The following is a 26,744-nucleotide window of genomic DNA, read 5'->3' as shown; positions in this document are numbered from 1 at the left end:
GCATTAAGAAAATGGATATTAAAAAAAATCTTCTTCCGCTGGTTTGCTGCATTTCAGCTCTGGGTGGATTCCTCTTCGGTTTTGATATGGCCGTGATTTCGGGAGTGCTGCCATTTGTTAAAGACCAATTTGCTTTATCTGCGCTGCAGGAAGGGTGGTTTGTATCTTCGGCGCTAATCGGATGCATTGTTGGCGTGGGCATTTCCGGCGAGCTGGGTGATCGCCTTGGTCGTAAAAAGCTGCTTATGCTGTCGGCCGTTCTTTTCCTGCTTTCGGCACTGGGCTGCACCCTGTTCACCTCCTTCGATATGGTGATATGGGCCAGGATTCTGGGTGGAATGGGGGTAGGAATTGCATCGAATATTGTACCGCTCTACATTTCGGAGATAGCCCCCGCAAAGATCCGCGGTCGATTAGTAACCTACTATCAGCTGGCGGTAACAGCTGGGATACTGGTCGCTTATCTGAGCAATTCGGCTTTGTTAGATCATTCTCTTACCGCATCCAAAGGACAGGGTTTGTTTAATTTTCTTTTTGTTGAAGAAGTATGGCGGGGGATGTTCAGCATTGGAATACTGCCTGCAGTCCTTTTCTTTACGGGCCTTCTATTTGTCCCTGAGAGCCCACGGTGGCTTATACAAAAAGGAAGAACTAAAGAGGGGCTGGAGATCTTATCAGCGCTGGTAGGTGAAGAGGAGGCACAGAGTGATGCTAAGAATATCACAAGCAATTCAAACAAAGGGAACGGCTCCTATAAAGAGTTACTGGCGCCCGGTGTGAGGAAAGCACTGGTTCTCGGATTGTTACTTCCCTTATTTTCTCAGTTCAGCGGCATTAACGCCATCATATATTATGGACCCAGCATTTTAAGTAACGCCGGTATCAGTCTGACCAATTCTTTGCAAAGCCAGATCCTCTTCGGCGTGGCGAATATGCTTTTTACATTGATCGCTGTGTGGAAAGTGGATGGCTGGGGAAGACGGCCGCTTTACCTTATAGGTACGGCAGGAGCCACAATCAGCTTGTTTTTTACTGGCCTGTGTTTCTTTATTGGTGAAACCAATAACATACTGCTGGTCGCCTCCGTGGTTATCTTTTTAGCCAGTTTTGCTTTTTCTATAGGTCCGCTGAAGTTCGTAGTTGCGTCCGAGATCTTCCCGGCAAATATACGCGGAAGGGCCATGGCCCTAAGCATTATGGTGATGTGGATTGCCGATACAATCATTGGTCAGCTAACCCCGATCTTCCTGAAAGAAATCGGTACGGCCAATACATTCTGGTTCTTCGCCGCTTGCTGCCTTATAGCCTTTATTGTGGTCTTCTTCCTGCTTCCCGAAACGAAGGGGAAATCCCTCGAACTGATCGAGAAGGAATTTGAGAAGAATGCAGAACCGGCAACAGTTACAGTTTAATAATGCTCTATATGAACGTTCGTTTAACCGATTCAGGATAACAGTCCGGGGATTATCAAAAAGACTTCTTAATTAATAACTAACCAATAACTAACTAAAATAACCGATCTAAATGAACATTTATGTAAGTGATTTTTCTCAAACCAGGTTTGGAAAAGTCTCCCTTTACATACTACTAATGCTGTTGATCGTGCTGGCTTCTGCAGCTGGCTCGCTAGCACAGACAACGGGTAAACAAGTAACCGGGAAAGTTTCGGATGACCTTGGAGTACCGCTCCAAAGGGTATCTGTTAAAGTAAAAGGCAGCACCACCGGGACTTTAACCGGTGCCGACGGTAATTATACCATCCTCGTTCCGGAGGGTTCGCCGACCCTGATATTCACGAGCATGGGTTTTACGACCCGGGAAATAGCTGTTGATAATCAGTCGATCATTAACGTCAGCCTGGTTCTGGCAATTTCAGCGCTTGATGAGGTAGTGGTGGTCGGTTACGGAACTCAGAAAAAATCAAACCTGACGGGTGCTGTAAGTACGGTAAATTCTGAAACGCTCGCTAACCGTCCTGTTGCCAATGCGGTGGAGGCACTGCAGGGGAGTGCTCCCGGGTTAACCATTCAGCAGAATTCAAGTGAACCCGGATCTGGTATAAATATTAATATCAGGGGCTTAGGAACACTAGGTGACGCAAGTCCGCTCATTATTGTGGATGGAGTGGCCAGCAGCATCGATAATATCAACCCGAATGACATCGATAATATTTCTGTTTTAAAAGACGCCGCCTCCGCCTCCATTTATGGGGCCCGTGCGGCAAACGGAGTCATCCTGATCACAACGAAAAGGGGTACGCCGGATGAAAAACCGAAGCTTTCATTTTCTTCTATGGTTGGTGTTCAGCGCCCCACAAACCTTCCTAATCCGGTAAATTCATGGGAATACGCCGAGTTAAGGAACGAAGCTCTTGTAAACTCGGGTTTACAGCCTCAATTCAGTCCTCAGCAGATCCGTGATTACAGAAACGGAGGTCCTAATACTAATTGGATCAATGAAATATTTAAGAATGACGCACTTCAGCAAAACCATAATGTGAGTGTGAGCGGAGGTGGAAAGGCAACTTCTTATTTTCTTTCTGCCGGTTATGTGAACCAGGAGAGCCAGTTCAAAGGACCGGATTACGGCCTTGACAGGTACAACGTCCGTTTAAACCTAAAAAACCAGGTTAGTGAACGTATCAGCGTAGGCGGATCGATAGCTTATAGCCGCACCGACATTAAGGAACATGCTTACTGGACCGAATGGATGATTGAACCTGCTACCCGTATGCCTTCTATTTATCCGATCCTGGATGACAACGGTAATTATGTGCTCGGCAGTGGCAGTAATGCAAACTCGCTGGCGAGACTGGAGAAAGGCGGACAGCGTTTGTTTTCAAACGATGGTCTGATGGGGAATCTGACCGCCGAAGTTAAACTGGCCAAAGGATTAAAAATTGGTGGATTATTTGGCGGTGACTTGAAAAATAACCTGATGGACGAGTTCAGGAAGTCTATTGACTATGCTCCTTTTGTAGGTGGCGGGGATAATGAGAGTTCAGTGACCAACCAGTTCAGCAGGACACTATTGTTGAATTCACAGCTTACGGCCAACTATGAAACTACTATCGGAAAACATTTTATCCATGGTCTTGGTGGTTATGCACAAGAAAATAATACATACAGGATTAGCCAGATCCGCAGGATCGGCTTGCCGGGAAATGATTTCGGAGTGATCAGTAACGGTACAACCACGGATGATAACAGCACCTACGGCACGGGTGAGGAATGGTCTCTTACATCATTCTTTGGAAGGTTGAACTACTCTTACGACGAGCGTTATTTATTGGAGGGAAATTTCCGCTACGATGGTTCTTCACGCTTTGCAGAAGGCAATCGCTTTGGTTTTTTTCCTTCTGTTTCCGCAGGCTGGCGGTTGACACGTGAACCTGCCCTGGCTGGTTTACAAAACATCTTCGACGAATTGAAACTTAGAGGTTCATGGGGACAGCTCGGTAATCAGAATATCGGGCTTTACCGGTATCTAGCGACTGTGAGCCAGTTTACACCTGCCTATTCCTTCGGCAATATCCCCGCTACAGGTGCTTACTTTGGTGTGGCGAACAAGGACATTACCTGGGAAACTTCAACCATGGTTAACGTAGGTCTGGATGGTGCCATGCTCAATGGTAAACTTACTTTCGGGTTGGAATATTTTAATAAAAAGACCAGGGATATCCTGCTTGATTTGCCGGTTCCCGATGTATTCGGTGGCGGATCACCAACGCAGAATGCCGGCGTAGTGCAAAATAAGGGATATGAGATCAGCCTGGGCTGGAATCAAAAGTTCAGTAATTTCTCTCATTCATTCAGTGCTAACCTTGCCGATAACACCAATAAAGTACTCGACCTGAAAGGCCAGTACTATATTTACGGATGGGATGTAAATACCATGGTCAGAGAGGGAGATCCTATAAATTCCTACTATGCCTACCAGTCGGACGGATTTTTCCAAAACCAGTCTGAAATAGACCGTGGTCCGAAGCCCTCGTTTTCATCCCAGGTAAAGCCTGGTGATATCCGCTATAAGGATCAGAATGGAGACGATATCATAAATGAAGAAGATCGTGTAGTGCTCGGGAATCCGTTCCCGCGGTATACTTTCGGCTTCAACTATACAGCCCGCTGGAAAGGCCTCGACCTGGGACTACTTTTACAAGGCGTAGGTAAACGGAGTACCTGGATAAGAGGAGAGGCTACAGAAGCGTTCCACAATAATAACGAAGGTCCGGTAATGGACTTTCACTTAGACAGATGGACGCCTAACAATCCTCAGGCTACCTATCCCCGCTTAACTGTAGGCTCCGAATCTGCAAATAATGCCGCTAAATCTGATTTCTGGATTCAGGATGCTGCTTACTTAAGGGTTAAGAATATACAGCTGGGTTATACACTACCTGCTGCGGTAACAAACAAAGCCGGAATCTCTAATTGCAGGATCTTTTTCACAGGCAATAACCTATTCACATTTAGCAAGCTAAGAGCAGGTTATGACCCTGAAATTAATAATGGCAACGCTCAAAGTGGAAGGGTTTACCCGGTTGCTGCGGTATACGCGTTCGGCCTGGACCTGAAATTTTAATTCTGATCTTTTATAATCAAGTATATCAAAGTCATGAGAAAAAATATCATATATATATTGTTGCTGCTCTTTAGTGGCCTGCTTAGCCCGGCCTGCAAGGACCTGGACCTGGCACCAATTGACAAAGCTTCTGACCTTACCTTCTGGGAGAAGAAACAGGATGCTATTAATGCCGTAAATGCCTGTTACAGCGACATTTATGATGCGGAAACGCTCATATTCGGAGAGTCATTGTCAGACAATTCCTATACAAAATCCAATAACGGAAGCCTTGTCAGAGATGTTGCCAATGGTAACTATGACGCCGCACATCCTTTGATGCAGCAAGTTTGGGCACAGCGTTACGCAGGTATCAGAAGATGTAATACCGTGTTATCGAACATCGACAAAGTGCCTGACCTGGATGCTGCTCTGAATAAGCGGCTAAAAGCCGAAGCCCGTTTTATCAGGGCATTTCACTATTTCATCCTGGTAAACCATTTCGGAGGCGTCCCTCTTGTTGAGACGGAACTCTCTATCGAAGAGGCTGGAAAAGTAACCCGTGGAGAACGCCAGGCTGTCATCGATTTCATTTATCGCGAATTGGATCTTGCATACCAGGATCTTCCAAAAAACACAGAGTATGGGGCGGAAGATGCCGGTCGCATAACTAAAGGTGCGGCTCTGGCGCTGAAGGCCCGAATGGAACTTTACAATGGCGAATGGAGTAAAGTTGTTTCAACCACGCAGCAGCTAATGTCTGGTTCTGATGCTGGCAGCTATTCGCTGTATCCAAGCTATTCAGGATTATTCAAAATGGAGAATGAGAATAATTCAGAGATCATTCTTGACGTACAGTATATGCCCGTTCGCAGAACCCATGGAATTCAATATTTTTTGATCCCTCCAACAGAAGGGGGCTATGCAGCTATCTCTCCATCCCAGGAATTAGTTAATAATTACATCATGACCAACGGAAAGTCGATAGGTGAGACAGGCTCCGGCTGGAGTGAAAGCGATCCTTATGCAAACCGCGATCCCAGGTTGAAGTCTACTATTGCATACCATGGTTACGAATGGACCAGGCCTGACGGTAGTAAAGTAACGATCAATACTAATAAGGGTACCGGTGACAATAGCATTGGTTATTCATCCAACACGACCGCTACCGGTTATTATGTGGCGAAATTTTTCGATCCATCAGCTCAAAACCTGGTTAACTCCGGCCTTAATCTGCCGCTTATCAGGTTTGCAGATGTGCTTTTAATGCATGCTGAAGCGCAAATGGAGTTGGGTCAATTCAACGAAACGGTATGGAATGCCACCATTGCCAAGATCAGGCAAAGGGCAGGATTCTCTGATCCTGCTGCGTTGAATTATCCGGGTGGCTCGGCGAACGCGCTTAAATCACTAATCCGATCTGAAAGGCGATCTGAATTAGCGATGGAAGGTTTAAGGGTCTTTGACATACGGCGCTGGAAGACAGCTGAGACCGTATTGAACGGATGGTTACATGGAGTAAAAACTGATAATCTCGCTGCAGACCAGGGTTATGAAAGAGTAGATCAGCGAGTTTTCGATCCGGGTAAACATTACTTGTGGCCTGTTCCACAAAGCGAAAGAGATAAGAATTCCTTGTTGGTGCAGAATCCAAACTGGTAAGCTGCTGATAAAAAAATAAATGAACGAACTAATAAATTTTCAAATGAAAACTAGCTTAAAATATTTAGCGGCAGTATTCTTCATGGCCTTTTTCAGCAGTTGCGAAAAGGAATACGCACTTTATGGGGATGTTTCTGCCCCTGCGGCTTTAACCGCCCCTGCAAATGACTTCTTTGTTAAAATAGAGCCTGCAGGAACGGGCACGCTTGAAGTCACCTGGGAAACGGCTAAAGCCGCGGATGGTGGCCTTGTTTTATATGAAGTTCTATTTGATAAACAGGATGGAGATTTCTCAAACCCTGTTTATAGTGTACTTTCAGATAATAAAGGTGCATCGGCAAAGCTGAGCCTGGATCACAAAACTTTAAATAAGATCGCCAATGCGGCAGGCATCCAATCATTAGGAACAGGCGATGTTAAATGGACAGTGGTAGCTACCAAAGGAACTAATATAGCAAAAGCAGAGGCTTCAAGAGTGTTGAAGCTTGAAAGGCCGCTGGGTTTTGCTGAAATACCGACAGAGTTATACCTGGTGGGCAGCGCTACTGAAGCTGGCGACGAAGTGGCAAAGGCCATTCCTCTTAAAAAGAAGGAGGATGGTGTATTTGAAGTATATACTTCTTTGAAAGCGGGTTCCTATCGGTTGCTGACTTCAAAAGGGGCGGATGCTAAAAAATATTTCATCGAGAATAATATCATTAAGGAAGGTGAAACTGCTGTTACCGTTGACGGGAGTGCCACTGCCCGGCGCTTAACTTTTGATTTTAACAGTGCAACTTACCAGGTGGTTACCATTGAAAAGATTGAACTCTTTATGGCAGCCTACAATACATCCATAGGCGTGCTTACATATACTGGTAACAGCACCTGGACAGGCGAAAGTATCCCTGTTGAATTCTACCCATTCTCATGGGGACGCGATGAGCGCTATAAGTTCAAACTGATCACTTCTGAAGGATCTGAGTTTATGGGAAGCGAAAACGCAAATAACGGTAGCCCGGTAGGCGCGCCGGCTTCGTACTTTTTCCTTCATCCGGTGAGTGACAGCCAGTGGGACTATACCTATAAGTTTAATCCGGCAGCCGACATGAAAAGTGTGAAAGCAGAGATCTTTCTCAACCCTTCAGCATCTTATGCTCATAAAATCACGGTACTATAATCAAGAATAAAGAAGGAATAAATCTTCATGAGCATTGCGTCAGCTCATGAAGGTTTCATTTCTTTAATTTGTCTCACATTCTTGAAAATGGAGCAGGTTTTTTTCTCACATCTCAAGTCTCATATCTCAAACCTCAAGCCCATGAAAAGGTGGATCTTACTAACAGTAATTACTTGCTTGCTTCTAAGCTGTAGCAAAAAACAGGGCGGTAATTTTATCGACGGCTCCGGTAACGGAGGTGGCAATAACGGAGGGTCAGGAAATCCGCTTTTTGACGCTAAGACCTATAAAGAAAAATCGAAGGCGGTATTTGACAATATTGTAAAGTTTTATTCTTTAAATGGCACGAATTATTTTATCGAGAATTACCCCAGAGGGGGTGGTGATCCGGCTGCGGCTTATTTTTGGTCGCATTCTACTTTATTTACGGGAACGGTTCTTTTAAAATCCTTAGGATATTCGGAGCCTTCAATAGAACGAACAATTGATGGACTTGGCGGCTTTTGGGACGTAAGCCGGACCCCTGTCGCTTTTCAGTCGGCAGTAGGTACTTATGGAGGGGGAGATCGTTTTTATGATGATAACGCCATTGGCGGAATTGACGATGTGCTGGCCTATGAAACTACTGGTTCAGTAAGTTTCCTGAACCGCGCTGAACTGGCTATGACCTTTGTTATGTCAGGGGAGTCAACGGATCAGGGTGGTGGGATTTTCTGGTGTGAACAGAACAGGCTGAACGATCCTTCAAATCCCAATAGCATGAAGGCCACAAACTCCAGCGCTTTAGCTATAAATCTGGCCCTTAAACTCTATCAAATAAAGAAAGATCCAAAGTATCTGGATTTTTCACTTCGTGTTTATAACTGGATCAAGACCAGGATGCAGGACCCAACGGACAAAACCTACTGGAATGATGTTCACCTGAGCGGTACAATTAACAAAACCAAGTGGACTTATAACAGCGGGGCTATGATAACCAATGCCATTCTGCTTTACGAGATCACAGGTGAAGAACGGTACCTGGCTGAAGCTAAATCGGACGCTAAAGCATCTTATGACTATTTCACCTCTAATGTTTCCGGTTTGGGCCGTTTCTTTCCATCTCACGATCCATGGTTTACGGCAGTTTTATTCAGAGGATATATCGACCTGTACGATGTTGACGGAGACCCCACCTACATTAATACCTTAATAGCTAACGTAGATCATGCCTGGAAATCGGCCAGGAATAGCAATGGTTTTTTCCTCGAGGACTGGACGGGCAAAACCCGCGGTCGCGAACAATGGCTTGTCAATCAGGCCTGCATGGTAGAGATCTATGCTCGCATTGCTCACTTTAAAAAAGAAAAGTAGCCTTCTAACAGATAAGCTTGTTCCTCAGTAAAATTTTTATGATGATAACCAAACGAATTAAGAGTGCCCTGGCCATGTCGGTCGTCCTGGCCGCCATACTGTTGGCTTCCTGTGGTACAAAACGCAGTGTATTAAAATATGTTAATCCGAACATTGGAACCGCCCACAGCCGCTGGTTCTTTTACACTCCTGCAGCTGTGCCCCATGGTATGGCCAAGCTTGCGCCTTCAACAAACGGTCATTACGGCAATCCTTCGGGATGGGAGGCAGTAGGCTATGATACCCGCCATACCTCGATAGAAGGATTTGTACATTTTCATGAATGGCAGATAGGTGGTGTCAGTGTGATGCCTGCCACCGGACCGCTGCAAGTAATACCGGGTAAGCTGGAGGATCCGGAAAGCGGATACCGTTCTGCCTTCGACCGCAAGAATGAAATTGCTGAGCCCGGGTACTACCGTGTTTTTTTGGATGATAGCCAGGTAACCGCAGAGCTCACTGCCACTGAAAGAGTGGGCTTTCACAGATATACATTTCCGCAAGGCGATGACTCAAGGATCATACTTGACATTGGCAATAAACAGGGTGAGAGCGGCGAAGTAACAGACGCCTCCGTGCGGATGACCGACGATACTCATTTCGAAGGTTTTGTGACTACAGAACCGCGCTACGTGCAACTGTATGACAAGGGCGGTAGAGTATCCATGTATTTCCGGGGAGAGATAAGTAAAAAGCCTGAACAGGTGGGATCTTTTACGGCCTCGGGCATCCAGCGGGATGCTAACACAGCGCTGGGTAAAGGTGCCGGGCTGTTTCTGGAATATAATACGGTGGATAAGGAAGTTATTGAATTAAAAATAGGGCTCTCTTATACTTCCATCGAAAATGCCAAAGAAAATTTTGATGCCGAAGCCTCAGGTGTTTCCTTCAGCCAGGCAAAGAAAAATGCCCAGCAGATGTGGCAAAATGAATTAGCTAAGATAGAAGTGGAAGGTAAAAGTGAAGCTGATAAGACAAAATTTTATACAGGCCTTTATCATGCTTTACTCGGCAGAGGTATCGCTAGCGACATTGACGGTTCTTTCCCCAAGCACGGCGGTTCGACAGGCAGGCTCCCTCTTGACGAAAGTGGAAAGCCTAAGTATAATTTTTACAATACAGATGCTATCTGGGGCGGTTACTGGAATCTCACCCAGCTATGGGCGCTGTCTTATCCGGAACGGTATAAAGATTTTGTTCAGACACATTTAGAAGTATATAAAGATCGCGGCTGGTTCGGTGACGGTATTGCTAATAGCAATTTTGTATCCGGAGTCGGTACAAACATGGTGGGACTGGCCATAGCCGGTGCCTATAATGTGGGAATCCGTGACTATGATGTTGAGCTGGCTTACAAGGCAATCAAGGCAAATGAGATCAGCTGGGAAAATAAAAAAGGCGGGTCGGGTAAAATGGACGTACAGGCATTTGTGAAGCATGGTTTTGTACCCTACCACGATATGGATCAAACCGATTCAACCGGTGCAAGGTTTGCTGCTTCTCATACTCTTGAATACAGCTTCAGTTCCTTTGCCGCGGCGCAGATGGCTAAAGCGCTCGGGAAAAGCGACGACTATCAATCACTGATAAAATATGCATCCGGCTGGAAAAAGTTGTTCAATCCGGAAAGCAAATTAATCCACCCCAAAAGGGCGGATGGTTCCTTCATTGAAAAGTTCGATCCTTATGAGCCGTGGAGAGGTTTCCAGGAAGGGAATGCCATGCAGTATACTTTTTATGTTCCGCACGATCCAGCCGGGTTGATTGCGGAGGTAGGGAAGAAAGAATTTAACGACCGTCTTGAAAATATTTTCAACACAGCGCAAAAGAATAGCTTTGGCGGGGGTAAGGAAATTGACGCCTTTGCCGGGATAAAGTCTATTTACAATCACGGCAACCAGCCTAACCTGCATATTAGCTGGCTGTTTAATTACTCAGGCAAACCCTGGCTGACACAAAAATGGACACGGGCGATCTGCAATGAATTTTATGGCATCGAAAGTATTCACGGTTACGGCTACGGGCAGGATGAGGACCAGGGACAGCTAGGTTCCTGGTATGTAATGGCCTCTCTCGGATTATTTGATGTGAAGGGCCTGACAGATTCAAGGCCCGTCCTGCAATTTGGAAGTCCTCTTTTCGACAAGGCCGATATCCGTTTGGGAAATAATAATCGCCTTGTAATTGAAACCTTGAATAATAGTACTGAAAACGTGTATGTGCAGTCTGCAGAGTTCAACGGCAAAGAATTGAATGACTGCTGGATTTACAGGGATGAGCTAATGAAGGGTGGTAAGCTGGTCTTTACTATGGGCAGCCAGCCCAACACAAGCTGGGGTACAATTCCCCCGCCCTCCATCCAGTAGTGCTTCGTGGATAAATAATTAATTAAATCTGATCAGACTAGTAAACCCGAAATATGAAAAGTTATCTGAAAGGTATTACCCTTGTGTTTGTGACTGTGTTCTTTATGAATGATGCGAACGGGCAAACCAGGAAGTCCTCGAAAGAATATCTGAAGCGTGCCGAAGACATCTACCAGGTAATCTGGACAAAATATCGTGTGAAAGAATACGGACTGTTTTCTGAAAACTTTCCCTCCGGTAAAAGTGGGAGCCTGGATTACTTTCAGGAAGGTGCGGTAAAGGAAAAAGAAGTCAGTTTTTTGTGGCCTTTTTCAGGACTGTTCTCTGCCACAAATGTGCTGATAAAAACCCCCTCGCTGCGGAAGAAATACCTCCCGTACCTGGACAGTCTGGCCACTGGAATGGAACAGTACAAGGATACTTTACGGAAGCCCGTAGGTTACCAGGCTTATCCCGTAAGGTTTGAAAAGGTTGACCGGTATTACGATGATAACGGGTTGGTTAGTATCGATTATATGGAATCATATTTTAATACTAAAAATCCGGTTTACCTGGAAAGGGCTAAAGTAGTTTTTGAATTTATCCTGAGCGGCTGGGATGATAAGCTGGGCGGCGGCGTAACATGGCTGGAAGGCCACCGTGACCAAAAGCCGGCGTGCAGCAATGGAATGGCTACGCTGGCCGCTTTAAAAATTTATGAAGCTACCGGTAACCCTTATTATCTCAAATGGGGCGAGAAGTTCTATAATTGGATGCATGATAACCTGAGAGATTCTGCAGGAGTGTATATGAACGATAAGAAGATGGACGGTACCGTAAACAAAACCTATTTCACATATAATTCCGGATCCATGCTGGAAGCGTCCGTGCTGTTGTATAAGTTCAAAAAGGATAAAAAATATTTGGCAGAAGCAAAAACAATCGCTGAAGGTGCTTTTAATCATTTCAGCGTGCCCGGTTCCGGCGGTACAAGGGAGTTTCAGATCGATCTTCCCTGGTTTACTACGGTGTTGTTCCGGGGCTATGAGAGCCTGTACAGCGTAGATGGAGACTACAGGTATATAGAAGCTATAACTAAAAAATTAGACGCTGCCTGGGAGAATTCGAGGGATAAGTATGGCCTGGTAACCTATAACTGGACGTCCACTCCGTTGGAGCTGGCAAAGCCAAAGTGGCTTCTGAATGAAACCTGCATTGCTGAACTATATGGCAGGCTTAGTTTGCTGAATTCCAAAAAATCAACTCCTTCTAATCATTAAGATATGGGAGATCAATCAATAATCCTCGGAGCCGACATAGGGGGATCACATATAACCGCTGCTCTTGTTGATCCGGACAATCACGGGATTATTGATTCGTCCTGGCGAAGGTCAAAAATACAATCTGCTGGTACAGCCGAAGAGGTTATTAATGGATGGTCAGGGGTAATAAAGGAGAGCTTGCTTTCTGAACCAAACTGCGGAAAAGTTTGTATTGCTATGCCCGGACCCTTTGATTATGGAAATGGAATATCCCTGATGTCAGGACAGGGAAAATATGATGCACTTTATGGCCTAAACGTCAGGGAAGCTTTGTTGAAAGAACTTGGGAAGCTTGCGTCGGATATTTCATTTGTTAATGACGCTAGCTGTTTTCTGCAGGGTGAAGCATGTGAGGGAGAAGGCAGGGGCCATAACAATATTCTGGGCATTACTTTAGGAACGGGCTTTGGGTCGGCTACCTTCAAAGATGGATTGGCAGAAGATGCAGATTACTGGCGATTTTCTTTCCTGGATGGTATTTGTGAAGATTACTTTTCTTCCGGATGGTTTGTAAGAAGATATTTTGAATTAACCGGTTGCCAGGTAGCTGACGTCAAACAGCTTATCGCAGATCCTGTGGATGTGACTAATGTAAATTTGGTTTTTGAGGAATTCAGCAAGAATCTTAACTTATTTTTATTCAGGCTTCAAGAGATGGGAGAAAGCTATGATTGCGTTATCCTCGGGGGCAATATTGCAAATGCACATTCTTTTTTTCTGCCTCAGCTAAATGCATTATTAAGATCAAGATCCTTAGGTATACCGGTGCTGATTTCCGGGCTGGGTGAAAGTGCGGCTTTGATAGGGGCTGCCGTCTACTGCAGCAAACAGAGAGTTTTTGAATAGATTGCGAATTATTAGTTGAATTTAGAAGTAAGTCACGAAAAGCGGCTGCAGGGTCGGTCCATAATAAAATGATTATGAATAAAAGTATCTGGTGCGTATGTCTGGTTTTAACAGTAAGCTTTGCAATTAATGCGCGGGCTCAGTCCTCATCGTATAAAGATAAGGTCGATCTGATCCATAAAAATATCTATGGGCAATTTTACGATGCTTCAGCCGGGCTATTCCTGGAAACTAATGATCCAAAGCATAATGATAAACCTCATTCCTTTCTATGGCCTGTATGCGCCTTAATTCAGGCATCCAACGAAATGGAGGAGCTGGACAGGTCAGGAACATATATGAAACCGGTAGAAAATGCTATTGACCAGTATTACAATACCAATCCACCGGCCCCCGGATACCAGGCTTATGTTGTTAAGCAAGAGGCCGACGCCAGATTTTATGACGATAACCAATGGATTGCAATTGCCTATCTGGACGCATACAACAGGACGGGGGAGAAGAAGTACCTGGAGCTTTCAAAGGAGATCTATAGGTTCATGCTGACCGGGTATGATGAAATTAGCGGGGGCGGATTGTACTGGAAGGAAGGTGATAAAACGACTAAGAATACCTGTTCGAATGGCCCGGGGATCTTAATAGCATTGCAGCTATATAAGATTACGAAGGAAGCACAGTACCTTGATACGGCAAAAATTTTATATCAATGGACTAATAAGCATTTGCGTTCTTCTGAAGGGATATATTATGATGCTATTAAGCTGCCAGGGATGATGATTGATTCTGCAACCTACACCTACAATACCGGAACGATGCTGCAGTCGAATGTTTTGCTCTACGAAATCACAGGGAATAAATCCTACTTATATGAAGGCAGGAGAATCGCTAAGGCTGCAAGGAAGCATTTCTACAAGGATAAGAAATTGCCGGGTCTTTACTGGTTCAACGCCGTATTGCTGCGGGGTTATATAGAATTATACCAGGTCGACCGTAATAAAAAGGATTTGCAGTTCATCATCGATGATTCTGAAAGAATTTGGAAGGAAGAACGGGATAGCAATAATTTATTAGGAAAAAAGAAAGTTAAAACACTGATTGATCAGGCAGGAATGCTGGAGATCTATGCACTGCTTGCACAATTGGAGAAATAAACTGGCCCCTGATCCTGCATTGGAAATTTAACGAAACACTGGCTAACACCTATCGGAGCTTTACTGGCATATAAACCTACAACCTGACAAATCCATACCTCGTAACGATATAATTATACCCGCTACTATAACGTTATAGTTCATTTCAGCATGCTTGAGTGATATTTGTTTTTATCTTGTAGGTCATTAATAAAATAAATTCTGCTCATGAAGATGTTTAAAATTATTAATACCGAAACCGAATACTTAGATACTCTTAGCCGATCCCTTGAACTCATTCATGCAAAACCAGGAACTGAAGACTTTGAAGAGCGAGAGTTTCTCCTGGTTTTGATAAAGGACTATGAATACAGGGAACTACGTATTCCTGTTATAGACTAAGCAGAAATATCTTTTCGAGATTTGAACCGGTAACACACGATCCAGGGTGCCCGGATGAATTTACCTGATTAGATTCAGGCTGACTTTGTTGTTTCTAAAATTTTACAAATGGGAGTGATCGTATCTTGGTGTTAACAGAAAAGCGACCTGATCAACCTGTCCTTTTAAAGAATCACCTTCCATAGATCTCCGGTATTGGCGGTAACTTTTTGCAAAGTACCTTTCTCTGCGAAGGAGTTTAATATGCTTTCTGATTCTCCTAAGCTTTTATTATTTAAAGCAGCAAATTCTCTGCTGGTGATGCTACCGTATCCTTTCAATAGGTCTTCATTAAAAATGGGCACTGCGGCTTTAGAAGCTGCGGGTACCAGTTTTAAAAGTGCCTGCTCATATGTTTCATAAGGTTTGCTTCCATAGACTTTAAACCGGTTATCTTCTTCATCGATGAAAAAGATCGTCGGAAATCCGCGGACGCCCCACTCAAGTCTCATTGACAGATCTTCCTGGAAAAGGTCATTGGCTTTATTTTCATAATCGTTTTTGAATATAATGAGGTCAAGATCAGTTTCGGACGCAGCCTGTGCGAGGTGCTCCCATTTTGTAATATTCTTCTTTTCGACAAAAACCATTTCTTTGATCCTTCTTAAAAAGCGTTCTGCTTTATCACTATCCTGCAGCTGTGCTGCTTTAAAAGCGATGGATGGCGGATAAGATGAATCAAGCGGATCTTCGTTCCATAGGTCCCCATTGATGGGCATTTCATAATGTTCACCGGCCTCATCCCAATGCTGGCCAACAGTTGCCGGGCTACTAACATCGCTTCCGCCATATTCACCCCAGCTTTTCAGGAGTCCTCCCATTCTGTATTCGACACTGAAGTAGTCACCGTATTCTTGTTTCAGTTTTCGCATCTGCGGCTCAATACCCCAGCAGGAAGAACAAATAGGATCTGTAAAATATAGAAGCCGGACAGGTTTGCTGGTAGCCTGTATCGGTTGAAGGTTCGTTGTATATTCAGGACTGGCTACTCGATCTGATATTTCACAAATTCCGGTTTCCATGTCACAATTCATTAAGTTATCTTTATCTACTGTCATCATTTCCTGGTTATTTGATTTAATGCTACGCTGATTTTCTGCGCTCAAGTCCAATACATCAAAGATACTCTAGGTCGAACTTTCCCTCAATTGAGTTAAAGCAAGAAATGGCATTGACTTAAGTCAAGCAGTTGGGATGTCAGGGAACATGCAAATATGCAATCTGCTAATGCAATTGCGACGGTGGTAATGAACTGAATATTGCAATTAATCTTAAGCAGATCTACAAATCAGAATACCGTGGCGAAACCTGATTTTGAAATCTGTAAAGTCTGTCACTTAATTAAAATCTATGAAAAAGTTGTTTATCATAGTCTCAGTAATCTTATCCCAGTTGAAAGCTGATCCAGTTTATTCGCAGACAGTTACCAAGGATTTAAAGATCTGGACGCAATATTGGGCCACTGGTCGATGGAAACGGCAAAGGGCACCATATATGAGAGTTGGTACAAGTCTAACGACAGCACATTGCTTGGTAAGAGCTATATTGTCAAGGCGAACGATACACTTGTCCTGGAAACAGTAGACCTGGTGGAAAGGAGGGGGAAGATCATGTATGTTCCCGTTACTGCTAAACAAAATGATCAGAAACCGGTGGTTTTTACACTGGCCAAACTGGATAGCGCAACCTATACTTTCGAAAATCCAAGCCATGATTTCCCCAAACAAATTGTTTATAAGTTACCTGCTGGCAACCTGATGCATGCCTGGATAGAAGGAATTAGCGGGGGAATCTTAAAAAGATCGGATTACAGGTTTAAGCGGGTGAGGTAAATGTGCAAATAAGCAAATTAGTAAATGTGCTAATATGGTAATGTGCAAATGTGCGAATGTGCGAATGTGCAAATGTGCAGATGTGCGAATGTGCAAATGTGCGAATGTGCAAATGTGCAGATGTGCGAATTGGGGAATAAGCAAATGTGCAGATGTGCGAATAGGATGTAGGGTACACAGTAGGTTTTCCGGGATATTCTGTCCTCCGCTGGAGGAGGTGCCGTAGGCGGAGGAGGTTCTGGAATGTGCAATGGGTAATAGCTGCAAATGGGAATTATCGGGATAGATGCACAAATAAAAGTCCGGATTGTTGATCACGGGAATATTCTGTCCTCATCTGGAGGAGGTGCCGTAGGTGGAGGAGGTGAGGGTTTTAATCAAATAGACAAGTATTTTTTTCATCTTCAAATCATCAAATTCAACTTAATTATTATATTTAATAAGGGTCAGGACCTATAAGCAATTTCATATAAACCGGAATGAACACCAGTCGCAACAGTCCTCTAGAAATTACAAAAGATGAGTTCAGGGCAGTCGGCTACCGGTTAATCGACTCGATTTCGGACTTCCTGAATGGAATTAATGAACGCCCTGTTACAAGAGGCGAATCGCCAAAGCAGTTACAAAGAATTCTGGGCGACGCGCGTTTACCCGAGAAAGCCTCCCCGGTTGCTGAATTGTTACTCCGGGCTACTGATTTGCTCTTTAATCACTCGTTGTTAAACGGTCATCCTAAGTTTTTCGGATATATTACTTCTTCGGCAGCTCCTGTTGCCGCGCTGGCTGATCTGCTGGCTGCATCTGTCAACCCTAATGTGGGAGCTCAGATTCTCAGTCCGATAGCCACGGAAATTGAAAAACAAACCATCAGCTGGCTGGCCGAATTTATAGGCGTTTCGCCAGCTTACGGCGGAATACTGGTTAGCGGCGGCAATATGGCCAACTTTACCGGATTTCTCGCCGGGATAACCGCTAAAGCTCCTTTGACTTTTAAAGATCAGGGTATGGTTAATGCTCCTTCAACACTACTTGTTTATTGTTCCAGAACGACGCATACCTGGGTGGAAAAGGCCGCTGCTCTATTTGGTTTGGGATCCGCAGCCATTCGCTGGATCGAAACAGATTCAGCTAATAAAATGAGTCTGGAAATCCTGGCTACAACCATACAAAACGACCTTGAAAGCGGCCATCAGCCGGTCATGGTGATCGGTACTGCAGGTGATGTAAGTACCGGTGCGGTCGATGATCTGACAGCCATTGCTTCGGTTTGTAAAAGATATAATTTGTGGTTTCATGTTGACGGTGCTTATGGCGTTCCTGCAGCGGTCATCCCGGAAAAGAAGCACCTTTTTGCAGGTCTGGAAGAGGCGGATTCAACTGCGATGGATCCCCATAAATGGCTCTACAGCCCACTGGAAGCAGGCTGTACCCTGGTAAAGGACAGCAGGCACCTGCACGATACGTTCAGCTCACATCCTGAATATTACAATTTTGACAGTGCGGAAGAAGACCCGGTATTGAATTACTATGAATATGGCCTGCAGAATTCCCGCGGCTTCAGGGCGCTGAAGGTTTGGCTGATCTTACAGCAGGTGGGAAGGGATGGTTATATTAAGATGATCGGCGAGGATATAGAACTTTCGGAGTTGATGTTTGACCTGGCCTTAATCAACACTGAATTGGAGGCCATTAGTCAGCATTTAAGCATCTGTACTTTAAGATATGTGCCCCAGGGTTCCGGAGATGATACGGCGCTGCAAGATTACCTGGATAAACTGAATAAGGCGCTGCTTGACAGGCTGCAGCAGGGTGGCGAAGTGTTCCTGTCAAATGCGATAGTAAAAGGTAAATACTGTCTGAGAGCATGTATTGTTAATTTCAGAACATCTAAGAAAGATATTGAGGAATCGATCGACATTATTGTGCGTGAAGGCAGGCAATTGCATGAACAGATGCGTATGCAAAGCTGAGCCTGGGGCTGTATGAAGGAGACCGATGCCATACTACGGAAGATTTGTAAGGAGCACAAGTCCCCATCTGTCCAGTATATTCTGTTTGACAAATCTCAGATCTTAAAGCGATATAAGGCCGGCTTTGCTGATATCAAGAACAACCAGATGGTTGATTCGAAGACCACCTATAACGCTTTCTCGGTTACCAAAACTTTTACAGCATTAGCTATCCTGCAGTTAGCCGAAAAAAATAAGCTGCAGATAGATGAGCCGGTAAAAAGCTATTTACCTTACTTCCCTTACAGCAGTGAAATAACCATCCGGCAGCTGATGTCACATTCTGCGGGTATTCCCAATCCCATTCCCTTGGGTTGGATTCATCTCACGAACGAGCATAGCTCATTTGACAGGAACGGATTTTTTACTGCATTATTTGCAAAATTCAGGAACACGAAATCTGACCCTAACGAAAAGTTCGCTTACTCAAACCTCGGCTACGTACTGCTTGGGCAACTCATTGAAAAAGTCTCCGGACTTACTTACGAGCAATATATTACGGAAAACATTATATATAAACTTGGACTGACATCAGGCCAGTTAGGGTTTGAGATTTCAGCAGTTGGCAGTCATGCGAAAGGGTATCAAAAACGGCTCAGCTGGATGAACTTTCTTTTAGCCTTCTTTATAGACAAATCGAAATTTATGCTTAAAGCGGAAGGGGGCTGGAAACCCTTTAAAAACTATTATGTGAATGGCCCTTCCTACGGCGGGTTAATCGGGACGCCTGACGCTTTTGTCAAATACATTCAGGAGCTACTGCAAACGGATGGCTCATTGATAACAGATGATTTTAAAAGACTGCTTTTCAGTGAAAACTACACCCGGAAAAAGAAGCCAACGGGGATGTGTTTATCCTGGTTTACAGGCCAATTACAGGGAAAAAAGTATTTTACGCATGCAGGTGGCGGTGGCGGCTATTATTGCGAAATCAGGATATATCCCGAACAGGGTATTGGCAGTGTTATATTTTTTAACCGAACAGGCATGAGTGATGAGCGTTATTTGGATCGGGTGGATGGGGGTGTGGTAGGGTAATATGCTAATATGCTAATATGCAAATTTGCTAATATGTAAATGTACAAATGTGCTAATATGTAAATGTGAAAATGCGGTCGTTAAGGTTTTGGACTTTTGGCAGCCGTAAAAGTCTCCCGTAATATAAATTGAATTTACAGGAATTCTTCCCTATGGGGGCTGAAGACATCGATAAGCATTCCGGGTTCGATACAAACGCAGCCATGGATTTCATGGGGCGGCACGTAGTAACCGTCACCGGCTCTGATGATCTTCTTTTGGTCGCCGATTGTCATTTCAAAGGCTCCGCTCTCTACGTATGTTACCTGCGAATGATGATGTTCATGCAGCTGACCAACGGCACCGGTATCAAACTTCACTTTTACAAGCATTAATTTGTCGTCGTAACCGTAAAGCTGTCTTTTTATGCCGTTTCCCAGGTCTTCCCATGGCGTGTCACCATCAATTTGAAATAAAGTGCCTTGGAGCATGTAAATTTATTGTTTAAAAATCTGCAAAAGTTCCCACATCCTCCCCGGAATTGGAGATAATAGATATCAGCAATTCTGTTATTCTGGCAGAAAGCCGGATATTAACACCTTATCAAGCTGGTGCTTTTCAATTAACCCGTTTGCTCGTTGGTTGTTCATTGACCTCTAGTGACTTTATGGCTTTTCCTTTTTGCTCAGATCATTATTATAGAGGTACTTTACCACTGCCAGGCGAATATCTGACCTGAGATCCGACGGATCAGCAATGTAAGGATATGACTTAATTATATCGGGGTTACCGGGCTTCAAAAAATCCATGTTTGCTTCCCCTCCGGTGAGCAGGAACTCGGGGAGGGCCACCCGGTATGTTTTCTCAGGCGTCAGAGGAGTACCTTTCAGACTCCAGATATCTGATGACGGATTGTATGTGAGCTTATCTGAATAGTGAAGAAAGCCGCCATTACCTGTGTTCTTCAGTCCCGCTGCGAGCGTTTTGATGAGCAGGGCCCCTTTCATATCCACCTCCATTATTCCGCCTCCAAAAGGTAATGCTCTTAAAATATCATATTCCGTAACAGGCATCGGTAAGATGTCATCTACACGAATTGAACCCGCATTCAGAACAGCCAGGTCTGCAGAAGGTGAGGCAAACTCCATGCCCTTAACCACCATCCGGGACATATTGGTAGGTTGCTTCCTGAGCAGGGATTCTCTTCCCTCGAGGGGTTCGCCACCGTTCAAAACGATCTTTTTTGGATCAAAGCCGAGAGAAGCATAATTCTCATCCGCTACCCTTGTCCATTTTTCTACTACGGCAGAAGTTGCCGGATCAGCTATAATGGTTGCATCCATCATTTTCAATTCAGGTTCAATCTTTAGCTTTCGCCGCCTGGTATTTATATCAAGTTTCATTGCATAAGCAGACTTAGCATTTGCATGAGCTTTTACAATCAGAACCTTTCCCACTTTCTGAAAGCGCATATCATGCTCATGCCCGCCAAGGATCATCGCCAGGCCGGGTAATCTTTGGGCCAGCAGGATATCATCCTGCATGAGCTGATGTGTTATTGCGATGACTGCATCGCAGGAGTCTTTAAGCTGCTCATATAGTTTAACAGCCGTATTCAAAGGATCGCTGTAACTGACATAGCCAGCCTTGTTGAAAGGTAGAGTTAAGCCTATGAAGCCAATTCTAGCCATTGTTCCGTCGGCATCCTTAACAGAATAAATAAAGGTCTTTGGAAAAGGCAGCTCACCTGAAGGTATCTTTTTTGCAAAAGCAATTACGGCAGTATCTGTCTTATGGAATGTGTTGGATGCGATCCAACGAAAATTTGATTCATTAATCCGGTTTTGGAGATCAGTTTCCGGAATATCAAACTCATGATTTCCGAAAATTGCTAAGTCCATTCCCGATTCGTTCATCGCTTCGACCATTTGCCTTCCCCTGATTCGTTTGCCTTCATACTGCAAGCTGTTGTATACTGAGGGACTCAGGAAATCTCCGGCCATCACAAGGAAAGTATTGGGATTCGAGCGCAGGTATTCCTTTTTCAAGGTTGCCACCCTTGCCATACCGCCGACAGTTCCGCCTGCTAAAGGGGCTATTTCGTATACATCATTCACCAGTAAATAATTGATAGTGATGCGGCGGTCATCCTTATCTTTGCCAGGTGAGCTAATTACGCTGCGGCAGGAAGAATATGTAAAGCTTCCAATCAATAACAATGAAAGCACTATGCTTTTTGCTTGTTTAGAAACTGCGGCGAAACAAAGAATAGTGGTCAGTTTATTCATTTGCAGGCTATGGTTTTTATGATGTCACGGTATCCGTTCAATCAGGCTTCATCTTAAATATAGTGAACTTCTTAAGTTTTATTGGGTGCTTCTTCAATTTATTAAAGCAAAACCTGCAAAGCTTACACAGTAACACATTAACAAAAAAGCCGCTCTGAACTTATCAAAGCGGCTTTTTCTAAAATTTAGAAGCTATTATTTCTCTTTGCTTTTTAATTCCGTTACTTCAGCTCTGATATCCTGCGCCAGAACTTTCAGATCCTGCATTGCTTTACGCACCCTTGTTCCGGCTGCACTATTTCCACTGTTGTAGAACTTCTCAACATCAGCTTCAATGGAAGCTAATACTTCTTTTACTTTTGAAAACTTTTCCATAGTTGTTTTTATTAGAGGGCTAAAGATAGAAAAAACGGTTATTCAGCGAAACTTTAATTAATAACGGCAGCTTAAGCCACTTATTTCCGGTATATAAAAGTTGATGCCCTTTTAAGCGAAGAATCAGAGGCGGTAGATCACACCGTTTTTTTTGATGTTAAGGGCAAACTGACTACAAACAATGCCGCTGACAGAACAAAGGCTGCACCTGCAAAATGAAAGGGTGCTGATGGTTTTATGGAATAGGCGAAAATAAGCGTGAAAAGGGGCGGTCCCACGATTGCCGCGGCACTGGCAGTGCTGGACAGGATACCCTGGATTTCGCCTTGTTCGTTTTTTCCCACCATGCGTGAAAAGATCGATTGTATCGCGGGAAGCACAATTCCACCAAGGCAATATGGTATCATAGCCAGGTATAACATATACACCCGGTTTGTAAAGGCGAACATAAGCATGCCTCCTAAATAAAATAATAATGCGATCCTGACCGTTTTCCAGTCGCCGAACCTGGTAGTAAAAAAATGTGTAGCAAAGCTCTGCGCCAGCGCGATAAACAGTCCGAATATACTTAACGAGATCCCTATCTCGACTTCTGTCCATTTAAACTTCTCTGCCGTGAAGAAAGGCCAGATGCTGACCACCACATAAGAAGCCACATACAAAATAAAATAGCCTGCCAACAGTCTATACAACGAAGCATATTTTCTGAGAAAAATAAAGGCGCCTATGGGATTAGCGGTTTTCCATTTAAAGGGTCTCCTGTTATCCCTAAGCAGCGACTCAGGGAGTAGGAAAAAGACAAACAGCGCGCAGAGCAGCGATAAAACTGCTGCAAATACAAAGGGCACGCGGACTCCCAGGGCACCGAACAAGCCGCCTAATACGGGGCCGGCAATCAGTCCGACGCCATAGGCAGAATTGAGCAGTCCAAAATATTTAGCCCTGAAACTCTTATCTGAAATGTCGCTTACATAGGCTGAAGCAGCCGTGTAGGAAGCTCCTAAAATTCCGGATATAACTCTCCCAAGAAATAATAAACCAATATTGTCAGTAATGGCAAGGAATATGTAATCGATAAATAATCCCGCCATGCTTATTATCAATATGGGTTTTCTACCGTAATGATCACTCAGACTTCCCGCCATGGGAGCAAAAAGGAATTGCATGATCGCATAGGCCGCGGTCAGCCAGCCACCAATTCTTGCAGCGCCGCTGATCCCTTCGCCTGTTAATTCGCTGATTAATGCGGGCAATATTGGATAGATAATACCCAGACCCAGCGTATCAATAAAAACCACAGCAAGAATCAATGCAATTACAGACTTCTTAGGTTTGTTCTCGATGGCAGGTACCATAACTCCCCCCGGGTATTTCACAAAAATACGGTAATTAGGTTGGAGGTTGGAGATTTTAGGAGGTGGGTTGTTTCATGTAGTTTATGGGTTTATAAGTTACGGGTTTATAAGTTTACGGGTTTATAGGTTTATAGAATTAACTCCGCATCCCGCATCCAGCTGATAGCTAACCGCTGATAGCTGACTGGCTGATTACTGAGAGCTAATTCCTGAAGGCTCGAGCTACTTTTCAACTAAAAATCTCTAAATTCAACGCAAATATTTTCTTTATGCCTGCCCTTCACCTTGTTAATTGGAATGTAAATGGAATCAGATCCATTATGAAAAAGGATTTCATAAAAGACGTTCAAACGATGGACCCGGATATGCTCTGTCTGCAGGAAACAAAGGCGAGCGCCGAAGAGGTAAGATCTTTGTGTGAACTCTTTCCTGGTTATACAGCTTATGTGAATTCATCAAAAGCCCGGAAAGGGTATTCGGGGACGGCTATACTAACTAAGATCAAACCTCTCAATGTGACCTTTGATATGAACGTTGATGAACATGACCAGGAAGGGCGTGTAATAGCCGCAGAATATGAAAAGTTTTTTCTGGTGACCATTTACGCACCGAATTCCGGAGATGGTTTAAAACGCCTCGATTACCGCGAAAGATGGGATGCCGACTTTACCGATTATGTCATTCGGCTCAACGCTGTGAAGCCGGTTATTATAAGCGGTGACCTGAATGTGGCGCATCAGGAAATTGACATCGCCAGGGCAAAAGAGAACTATAACAAGTCATCAGGTTACACGCAGCGGGAGATTGATGGTTTCGATCGGTTGCTTCAAGCGGGATTCGTCGATACTTTCCGACATTTTCACCCGGAGGAAGTAAAATATACTTACTGGAACCAGATGTTTAACGCCAGGGCTCGCAACCGTGGCTGGCGTATCGACTATTTCCTGGTAAGCACTCCGCTGATCAGTCATGTTAAAGAAGCGCTGATCTGCAATGAATACCTTGGATCCGATCATTGCCCGGTAGGGTTGAGAATAGAGGTGTGATTAGGTATTAGGTATTAGGTGTTAGGTATTAGGTATTAGGTATCAGGTTAGCAATCAGGCATCAGCTTAATTTAGGTTGGATTGAAATATCGTACCCCGAGTGATAACCTTATAACCTTATAACCCCATAACCCTGTACCAGGTATCAGGTATCAGGTATCAGGTATGAGGTATTAGGTATCAGCAATCAGATTTCAGCAATCGAATATCAGCCTACGAATAACGATATGGATTTCATAAACCTCTAACCTTATAACCCCATAACCCTATACTAAGTATCAAGTATCAGGTATGAGTTATTGGGTATCAGCAATCAGATTCAGCAATCGAATATCAGCCTATGAATAACGATATGGATTTCATAAACCTCTAACCTTATAACCCCATAACCCTATACCAGGTATCAGTTCACGAATAGCGATAGGGATTCCATAAACCCCTAAACTTATAACACCTAAACCAATAAACCTACTATAACTCTCTAACCTTCCTTTCCGAATCCCTGAAAAGTACCATTAAAAGGATAAGCAGTGCCATTCACTCACCTGTATTCTGCCTAAATTTGTCCCAATGAAAAGGGATATCCCGATATATGATATTAATAACATCTCAGTTTTCAGCAAAGAAGATTTATTAATCAGCCGTTTTGGAACTTACACGGTCAGTCACAAGCATCTGCATTATCCGCATCGTCATAGCTTTTATCATATAGTTTTATTTACTGAGGGTGCCGGAAGCCATACAATCGACTTCAGGAACTTTGAAGTAAGAACTTATCAGGTTTACTTTATGGTTCCCGGGCAGGTACACAGCTGGGACTTTGATGGCACGGTTGATGGTTATGTCGTCAACTTTTCACCAGCCTTTTTTCAATCATTTCTATTGCTGGCCAATTATCTTGAAAAGTTTAGTTTCTTCCAAGGGTCGGCAATTGATTCGGTCCTTGATATCCCCGAAGACAGCAGGAACAATGTGGAAGAACTATTCGCAAAGATTTTAAAGGAGTCAGCGGGCAGCAGCAAATTAAGTGAGGACTATTTGCGTGTGCTATTATTGGAGGTGTTTATAATAATTTCCCGTTTTGCCAGCCACAGGCCCGAAAGTAATGTTTCTTCTTATAACCATACATTGCTGAAAACCTTTCAGCAGATGATTGAAAGAAACTACACCTCCCTAAGGCTGCCCAGAGAATATGCGGAATTGTTATATATAACTCCCAATCATTTAAACGCGCTGTGTAAGGATCTGCTAGGAGTTTCAGCAGGGGAGGTGATTAGGAACCGGATTCTATTAGAAGCTAAAAGATTACTGGTTAACATGGGGCTGTCTATCACTGAAATTTCTTATCAGCTAAACTTTAATGATAACTCATATTTCACCAAATTCTTTAAAAAACAGGAGGGCCTGACACCTGAAGAGTTCAGGAAAAAGGCTTTAAAAAATGACATATATGAAAACCTTTGAGATTGATAAACAAGCATTGAAAGCAAAGAGAGAAGGCAGTGAACCATCGGTGTTTTCAGCTGCATTGAGTGCAAAATGTCCAAGATGCAGAAGGGGTGATTTGTTTGCTACTTCAATGTACGGATTAAAGCAGCAGATAATGAACATAAGCTGCCCACACTGCGAAATGAAATTTGAAAAAGAGCCGGGCTACTGGTATGTAGCTATGTTTGTAAGCTATACGCTTAACGTTTTTGAAATGATCGCCCTGGCGGTAGCTACCTACTTCATTTCAGATAATATGGAAAGCCCTTATTTGTATATGACAGTGCTATTCGCGGGTATCTTTCTACTTTCACCGTTTAACTACCGGTATTCCAGGGTTATTTTATTATACTGGTTAACTCCCAGACTGAATTTTATTCCTGAAATGAGCAAAGACAAGCCTGAGCAATAATATCGTCTGGGTTCATTTAATCCGACACCAGACCGTGTGGGAGACTTTCCATTAACATCCGG

The 26,744-nt window shown here is 44.0% G+C and carries 20 protein-coding genes; 15 read left to right on the top strand and 5 right to left on the bottom strand.

What is annotated here, in order from left to right; all coding sequences use genetic code 11:
- Positions 1-11: 11 nt before the first annotated feature.
- The 9 genes from AC1MCB_RS09130 (at position 12) to AC1MCB_RS09090 (ending at position 14,440) form a co-directional block, all read left to right on the top strand.
- Positions 12-1,412 (top strand): sugar porter family MFS transporter, encoded by a 1,401-nt coding sequence (locus tag AC1MCB_RS09130; protein WP_479968439.1) that lies wholly within the window; start codon positions 12-14, stop codon positions 1,410-1,412.
- Positions 1,413-1,524: 112 nt separating this feature from the next.
- A complete protein-coding gene (locus tag AC1MCB_RS09125) occupies positions 1,525-4,584 on the top strand; it encodes a SusC/RagA family TonB-linked outer membrane protein (RefSeq protein WP_479968438.1) in 3,060 nt (1,019 codons plus the stop codon).
- Positions 4,585-4,617: 33 nt separating this feature from the next.
- Positions 4,618-6,225, top strand: coding sequence for a RagB/SusD family nutrient uptake outer membrane protein (locus tag AC1MCB_RS09120; protein ID WP_479968437.1), 1,608 nt, complete (start codon positions 4,618-4,620; stop codon positions 6,223-6,225).
- Between the two features lie 43 nt (positions 6,226-6,268).
- Positions 6,269-7,384 (top strand): SusE domain-containing protein, encoded by a 1,116-nt coding sequence (locus AC1MCB_RS09115; protein WP_479968436.1) that lies wholly within the window; start codon positions 6,269-6,271, stop codon positions 7,382-7,384.
- 141 nt (positions 7,385-7,525) lie between these two features.
- The gene (locus AC1MCB_RS09110; RefSeq protein ID WP_479968435.1) at positions 7,526-8,737 is read left to right on the top strand and encodes a glycoside hydrolase family 76 protein; all 1,212 of its coding nucleotides are present in this window, start codon (positions 7,526-7,528) and stop codon (positions 8,735-8,737) included.
- A gap of 38 nt (positions 8,738-8,775) precedes the next feature.
- A complete protein-coding gene (locus AC1MCB_RS09105; protein ID WP_479968434.1) occupies positions 8,776-11,142 on the top strand; it encodes a GH92 family glycosyl hydrolase in 2,367 nt (788 codons plus the stop codon).
- 53 nt (positions 11,143-11,195) lie between these two features.
- Positions 11,196-12,401, top strand: coding sequence for a glycoside hydrolase family 76 protein (locus AC1MCB_RS09100; protein ID WP_479968433.1), 1,206 nt, complete (start codon positions 11,196-11,198; stop codon positions 12,399-12,401).
- Positions 12,402-12,404: 3 nt separating this feature from the next.
- Entirely contained in the window at positions 12,405-13,289 is an 885-nt protein-coding gene (locus tag AC1MCB_RS09095; protein ID WP_479968432.1) for an ROK family protein, read from the top strand.
- 74 nt (positions 13,290-13,363) lie between these two features.
- On the top strand, positions 13,364-14,440 hold the full coding sequence (locus AC1MCB_RS09090) for a glycoside hydrolase family 76 protein (protein ID WP_479968431.1): 1,077 nt from the start codon (positions 13,364-13,366) through the stop codon (positions 14,438-14,440).
- 545 nt (positions 14,441-14,985) lie between these two features.
- On the opposite strand, the gene AC1MCB_RS09085 is transcribed toward AC1MCB_RS09090, so the two are convergent.
- Positions 14,986-15,921, bottom strand: a complete 936-nt coding sequence (locus AC1MCB_RS09085) for a ClpXP adapter SpxH family protein (protein ID WP_479968430.1) — start codon at positions 15,919-15,921, stop codon at positions 14,986-14,988.
- A gap of 408 nt (positions 15,922-16,329) precedes the next feature.
- Between AC1MCB_RS09085 and AC1MCB_RS09080 the strand changes: the two genes are divergently transcribed.
- From AC1MCB_RS09080 to AC1MCB_RS09070, 3 genes are all read left to right on the top strand, one after another.
- On the top strand, positions 16,330-16,692 hold the full coding sequence (locus tag AC1MCB_RS09080) for a DUF6265 family protein (protein ID WP_479968429.1): 363 nt from the start codon (positions 16,330-16,332) through the stop codon (positions 16,690-16,692).
- A 479-nt stretch (positions 16,693-17,171) separates the two neighbouring features.
- Complete coding sequence (locus AC1MCB_RS09075; protein WP_479968428.1) at positions 17,172-18,662, top strand: pyridoxal phosphate-dependent decarboxylase family protein; 1,491 nt, start codon at positions 17,172-17,174, stop codon at positions 18,660-18,662.
- A gap of 12 nt (positions 18,663-18,674) precedes the next feature.
- Complete coding sequence (locus AC1MCB_RS09070; protein WP_479968427.1) at positions 18,675-19,739, top strand: serine hydrolase domain-containing protein; 1,065 nt, start codon at positions 18,675-18,677, stop codon at positions 19,737-19,739.
- Between the two features lie 134 nt (positions 19,740-19,873).
- Here the strand turns inward: AC1MCB_RS09070 and AC1MCB_RS09065 are convergent, their stop codons facing one another.
- The 4 genes from AC1MCB_RS09065 to AC1MCB_RS09050 form a co-directional block, all read right to left on the bottom strand.
- Complete coding sequence (locus AC1MCB_RS09065) at positions 19,874-20,209, bottom strand: cupin domain-containing protein (RefSeq protein ID WP_479968426.1); 336 nt, start codon at positions 20,207-20,209, stop codon at positions 19,874-19,876.
- A 174-nt stretch (positions 20,210-20,383) separates the two neighbouring features.
- Complete coding sequence (locus AC1MCB_RS09060; RefSeq protein ID WP_479968425.1) at positions 20,384-22,006, bottom strand: bifunctional metallophosphatase/5'-nucleotidase; 1,623 nt, start codon at positions 22,004-22,006, stop codon at positions 20,384-20,386.
- A 195-nt stretch (positions 22,007-22,201) separates the two neighbouring features.
- Positions 22,202-22,381 (bottom strand): histone H1, encoded by a 180-nt coding sequence (locus tag AC1MCB_RS09055; RefSeq protein WP_479968424.1) that lies wholly within the window; start codon positions 22,379-22,381, stop codon positions 22,202-22,204.
- Positions 22,382-22,518: 137 nt separating this feature from the next.
- Positions 22,519-23,757 (bottom strand): TCR/Tet family MFS transporter, encoded by a 1,239-nt coding sequence (locus AC1MCB_RS09050; RefSeq protein ID WP_479968423.1) that lies wholly within the window; start codon positions 23,755-23,757, stop codon positions 22,519-22,521.
- Positions 23,758-24,056: 299 nt separating this feature from the next.
- On the opposite strand from AC1MCB_RS09050, the gene AC1MCB_RS09045 reads away from it, so the two are divergent.
- From AC1MCB_RS09045 to AC1MCB_RS09035, 3 genes are all read left to right on the top strand, one after another.
- Positions 24,057-24,782 (top strand): exodeoxyribonuclease III, encoded by a 726-nt coding sequence (locus AC1MCB_RS09045; RefSeq protein WP_479968422.1) that lies wholly within the window; start codon positions 24,057-24,059, stop codon positions 24,780-24,782.
- 570 nt (positions 24,783-25,352) lie between these two features.
- On the top strand, positions 25,353-26,246 hold the full coding sequence (locus AC1MCB_RS09040) for an AraC family transcriptional regulator (RefSeq protein WP_479968421.1): 894 nt from the start codon (positions 25,353-25,355) through the stop codon (positions 26,244-26,246).
- Positions 26,233-26,682 (top strand): DUF983 domain-containing protein, encoded by a 450-nt coding sequence (locus AC1MCB_RS09035; RefSeq protein ID WP_479968420.1) that lies wholly within the window; start codon positions 26,233-26,235, stop codon positions 26,680-26,682. The genes AC1MCB_RS09040 and AC1MCB_RS09035 overlap by 14 nt, the downstream gene beginning before the upstream one ends.
- Positions 26,683-26,744 lie beyond the last annotated feature (62 nt).

Source organism: Daejeonella sp. AP26, from assembly GCF_056680515.1.
The sequence above is the reverse complement of the archived record's forward strand: the minus strand, read 5'-3'. Positions and strand labels throughout refer to the sequence as shown.